The 5,647-nt window shown below is 69.5% G+C and carries 1 protein-coding gene; it reads right to left on the reverse strand.

Annotated features, from left to right (window positions below; genetic code table 11):
* On the reverse strand, window positions 1-5,647 hold a 5,647-nt coding region (locus tag NP3_RS45645), incomplete at both ends, for a type I polyketide synthase (RefSeq protein WP_157125007.1).

The following is a 5,647-nucleotide window of genomic DNA, read 5'->3' on the forward strand; positions in this document are numbered from 1 at the left end:
GTGTCATAGACACCGTCGATATCCACCGCGACCGCGTCCGCGGGCGGCCACGACACCAGATCCACTGCGGCACTGTCGCCTTCCGGCGCGAGCGCGCCCTCGGCGTTCAACGTCCACGGCGTATCGGCATCGTCGTCGGAGCGGGAGAAGATCCGCACCCCGCGACGACCGGCCGCGTCCTCGGCATCGACCACGACCCGCACGGCGACCCCGGCCGAATCCGACAGCACCAGCGGCGCCCGCAGTACCAGTTCCTCGAGCACCGTGCAGCCGAGCTGTTCTCCGGCGTGCAGGGCGAGTTCGACCAGACCGGTGCCGGGAACCAACACGGTGTCCATGACCGCATGGTCGGCCAGCCAGGGCTGCGTCCGCACCGACAATCGCCCGCTCAGCGCGATCGCGTCGGACTCCGGTTGCGACACCACGGCCGAGACCAGCGGGTGCCCGGTGGCCGCGAAACCCATCGACCTGGCGTCACCACCGGCGGCGGACTCGGCGGCCATCCAATAGCGCTGACGCTGGAAGGCGTAGGTGGGCAGGTCGATGCGCCGAGCTCCGGTACCGGCGTACAGGCGGGCCCAATCGACGTGAGCGCCGTTGACGAACAACCCGGCAGTCCCGGCCACCACGGCGGACGCGTCCGCCCGGCCCCGGCGGGCCAGCGCCACCACCGTCGGAGTCGCGGTCACCGTCAGCTCCTCGACGATCTGGTCGACCATCGGGAAGAGCACGGCGTCCGGTCCGACCTCGGCGAACCGGGACACACCCAGATCCGCCATCGCGACAACGGCATCGGCGAACCGGACGGTGTCACGAACCTGACCCACCCAATACGCCGGATCCGACATCTCATCGGTGATCCGGGCACCGGTCACCGTCGACACCAACGGGATGCTCGGACGCGAGAACACCAAACCATCTATCGCCGAAGCGAACTCGGCCAGCATCGGCTCCATCAGAGCCGAATGGAAAGCGTGCGAAACCCGCAATCGGTGTGTGCGCCAACCACGCTCGGTGCACTTCTCGACTACCGCGAGCACGTCGTCTTCGATGCCGGACAGCACCACCGATGTCGGGCCGTTGACCGCCGCGATCGACACCTCGCCGGACAGCAACGCCGTCACGTCGGCCTCGGAAGCACCGACAGCGACCATCGCCCCGCCAGCAGGCAACGCCTGCATCAAACGACCACGAGCCGCCACCAGCACACACGCACCCTCGAGGGACAACACACCAGCCACATGCGCGGCAGCGATCTCACCGATCGAGTGACCGGCCACCACATCCGGGCGTACGCCCCAGGATTCGAGCAGCCGGAACAACGCCACCTCGAACGCGAACAACCCCGCCTGCGCGAACACCGTCTGATCGACCGAATCCTCGTCCGACAGTGCTGCATCCAGCGAAATCTGCTGTTTCAGCAGCGGATCCAGCTGCGCGACAATCGCATCGAAGTGCTCGGCGAACGCCGGGTACACGGCACGCAACTCGGCAGCCATACCGGCCCACTGCGCACCCTGACCCGAGAACACCACACCCGTCGAACCCGCCACCACCCGGCCGGACACCACACCCGGAAGGGATTCGGCCCGGCTCAGCGCTTGTGTTCCGGCCCGCAGCGCGCCACGTTCGGTCGCGAACACCACCGCCCGGTGGTCGAACAGCATTCTCGAATCGACAAGTGAGAAGCCGACATCGATCGGGTCGTCCTCGCGGCCGCTCACCTGCGCTGCCAGGCGGGCGGCCTGATCGGCGAGCGCCGCTGCACCGCGGGCGGATAGCACCCAGGGCAGCACTCCGCCCGCCGGAGCGGTCTTGACCTCCGGAGCCGGGTCCAGTGCGGGCGCTTGCTCGACGATCAGGTGCGCGTTGGTGCCGCTGAGGCCGAACGAGGACACCGCCGCACGTCGGGGCCGATCCACCTCCGGCCATGCCACCGCCTCGGTCAGCAGCCGGACCTGCCCCTCGGACCAATCCACCTTCGTAGACGGCTGATCCACGTGCAGGGTCTGCGGCAGCAGCCCGTGCTGCATGGCCATGACCATCTTGATCACGCCACCCACACCCGCGGCGGCCTGAGCGTGACCGATATTGGACTTCAGCGACCCCAGCCACAACGGCCGAGCGACATCCCGATCTCGGCCGTACGTGGCCATCAGCGCCTGCGCCTCGATCGGGTCACCCAGCGTGGTACCGGTGCCGTGCGCCTCCACCGCATCGACGTCGACCGGCGAGACACCCGCATTCGCGAGAGCCTGCCGGATCACCCGCCGCTGTGACGGGCCGTTCGGCGCGGCGAAACCGTTCGACGCACCGTCCTGATTCACCGCCGAACCCGCGAGCACCGCGAGCACCCGATGACCGTTGCGCCGGGCATCGGACAACCGCTCCAGCACCAACACACCCGCGCCCTCGGACCAGGCGACACCGTCGGCCGCGTCCGCGAAGGACTTACAGCGACCGTCCGGGGACAACCCACGCTGGCGACTGAACTCGAGGAACATGTCCGGTGCCGACATCACGGCCACACCACCGGCCAACGCCAGATCGCACTCGCCCGACCGCAGCGACTGCGCGGCCAGATGCAGCGCGACCAGCGACGACGAGCATGCCGTATCCACCGACACCGCAGGACCTTCCAAGCCGAGCGTGTAGGCGATGCGGCCGGAGACCAGGCTGCCGCCAGCGTTGTTACCGGTGCCTGCGCCCTGGGCGTAGTCGTGGTACATCACGCCGGTGAACACGCCGGTCGAGCTGCCACGCAGCACCGCCGGGTCGACACCGGCACGTTCGAGCGCCTCCCAGGAGACCTCCAGCAGCACCCGCTGCTGCGGATCCATCACCGTCGCCTCGTTCGGGCTGATCCCGAAGAAATCCGCGTCGAAATCGGCTGCGGAGTAAAGGAATCCACCATGGCGCGTGTAGGTCTTACCTGCCTTGCCGGGCTCGGGATCGTAGATACCGTCGATATCCCAGCCCCGATCGTCCGGCAGCTCTCCGGTGGTTTCCCCACCGGACGCGACCAGCCGCCACAGATCCTCCGGCGACGCGATTCCACCCGGGTAGCGGCAGCCCATCGCCACCACGGCGATCCGGTCGTCGCCGACGGCTGTGCCGGTGGTGCTTTCGATGTCCTGGCTCGTGCCGGTGAACTGGGCATCGATGAAGTCGGCGACCAGCTGCGGGTTGGGGTAGTCGAAGATCAGCGTGGCCGGTAGTTGCAGACCGGTCGCGGTATTGAGCTTGTTGCGGAACTCGATGGCGCTCAACGAGTCGAACCCGAGCTGCTGGAAAGCCTGCTGGGGCTCGACGGCAGCGCCGGAGGCGTGCCCGAGGGTTTCCGCGGCAGTGGTCCGGACGAGATCGAGCAGTGCGGCGCCACGATCGGTGTCAGAGAGCCCGGCCAGCCGCTGCGCGAACGCCTGCCCGGCCGCGGTCCGAGTCGCCCGGCGCACGGGAGCGGGTGCGATCGCCCGCAGCAGGGCGGGGATCTGCTCGCCCCTGGTGCGCAGCACGGCCGCGTCGACCCGCAGCGCCACCACCTGGGCCGTCTCGGCGGCGATCGCCGCATCGAACAACGCCAGGCCTTCGGCCTCGGTCAACGGCGGGAAGCCCAGCCTGCGCATCCGATCGAAGTCGTCCTCGGACAGCTCGGCACCGAGACCGGCCGAGCGCGCCCACAGGCCGTAATCAATTGCGGTAGCGGGCAATCCGAGATCGCGACGATGCGCCGCGAGGGCGTCGAGGAAGACGTTCGCCGCGGCGTAGTTGGCCTGCCCGGCAGCCAGGACCAGCCCACCCGCCGAGGACAACAGAACGAACAGCGACAGCGCGGCGTCGCGGGTGAGCTCGTGCAGATGCCACGCGGCATCGGCCTTGGGCCCGAAGACATTCCCGACCCGGTCCGGCGTCATCGACTCGATCACACCGTTGTCCGCGATTCCGGCCGCATGCACGACGCCAACCAGCGGATGCTCGGCCGAGATGCCGTCCAGCAGTGCGGCCACCGCGGCCCGATCCGACACATCGCAGGCGGCGACCGCGACCTGCGCGCCGAGCTCGACGAGCTCATCGCGCAGCTCGGTGGCGCCGGGCGCACCCAGCCCGCGCCGGGACGTCAGGAGCAGATGGCGCACACCGTATTCGGTCACCAGATGCCGGGCGATCACCGCACCCAGACCGCCGGTCCCACCGGTCACCAGCACCGTGCCCGGCTCGAGCGGCCGAGCGACCGCATCTGATGCGTGGCGGCCGAAGCGCGGCACCAGCACTTGGTGCCCACGCAGTGCGGCTTCCGGTTCCGCGGCCATCGCCGCGGTCGCGACGGAGATCGGATCGTGGTCGCCGTCCAGGTCAAGGAGCTGGAATCGACCCGGGTGTTCGGCCTGCGCGGCGCGCACCAGCCCCCAGACGGGCGCCTGATCCAGCCGCACCGAATCGGAATCGGCAACGGCCACAGCGTGTCTGGTCGACACCACCAAACGGGAACCGGCGAAACGGGTTTCGGCCAGCCAGCCCTGGACGGTGTCCAAGAGCCGGGTCACCACCCGGCGTGCCGCCTGCGGCGGCGCCGCGTCCTCGAATGGGCTCTCCAGCAGCACCATCTCGGGGACGACCGCGTCCGGGTTCGCATCCAGATCGGCGATCAGCTCCGCGAGATCACCGAAGCCCCGCACCGCACCGGAACTTCGGCCCCAGCCGAGCGCGGCCAGCTGGCCGGGCTCGGTCGGCGCCGCAGGCGCGGCAATGGTGCTCCATTCCACGCGGAAGAGGGATTCCGCGGCGTGGTCGGCGCCCAGGCGATCGGCCGATACCGGCCGGGACACCAGCGCCCCGACCGATAGCACCGGGTGTCCCTGGTCGTCGGCCAGCTGCACGGTGAACCTGGTGCCGTCGACCACGATTCGGACGCGCACCGCGGCGGCGCCCGCGGAGTGCAAAACCACGCGGTTCCAGGTGAACGGCAGGGCCGGGAAATCACCGACACCATCCCGAAGACCGTGCACGATACCGACGTGCAGCGCCGCGTCGAGCAGTGCCGGATGAACTCCGAAGCCGTTGCCGTCCTGCGGATCCGGCAGCGTGACTTCGGCGAACAACTCGTCACCGCGGCGCCACGCCGCCTGCAGCCCCTGGAAGAACGGGCCGTAGCCGTACCCGAGGTCGAACAACTCGTCGTAGACGCCCGCGAGGGGTGTCGGCTGCGCACCCCCGGGCGGCCACGCGGCCAGATCGAAATCGGCCGCCGTCTCGCCCGGTGCGAGCGCACCTTCGGCGTGCAGCGACCACGGCCCCTCGGCGGTCTGCCGCGAATGCACACTCAACCGCCTGCGACCGGCCTCGTCCGCCCCGGTCACCACGACCTGTACCGCGACGCTACCCTCGGCAGGCATCGTCAACGGGGCCTGCAGGACAAGCTCATCGACCACGGCACAGCCGAGGACGCCGCCGACGTAGCTCGCCAGCTCAACGAACCCGGTGCCCGGCAGCAAAACCACGCCGAGCACGCTGTGGTCGGCCAGCCACCGCATCGAGTCCACCGACCACCGGCCGGTGAAAATCACCTCACCCGACTCCGGATGCGACACCATCGCACCGAGCAGCGGATGCTCCACGGTGTCCAGCCCGGCCGAGCCGACCCCGCCCA

It is taken from the genome of Nocardia pseudovaccinii NBRC 100343 (assembly GCF_001613225.1).
In the GTDB taxonomy this organism is placed as follows: Bacteria; Actinomycetota; Actinomycetes; order Mycobacteriales; family Mycobacteriaceae; genus Nocardia; species Nocardia pseudovaccinii.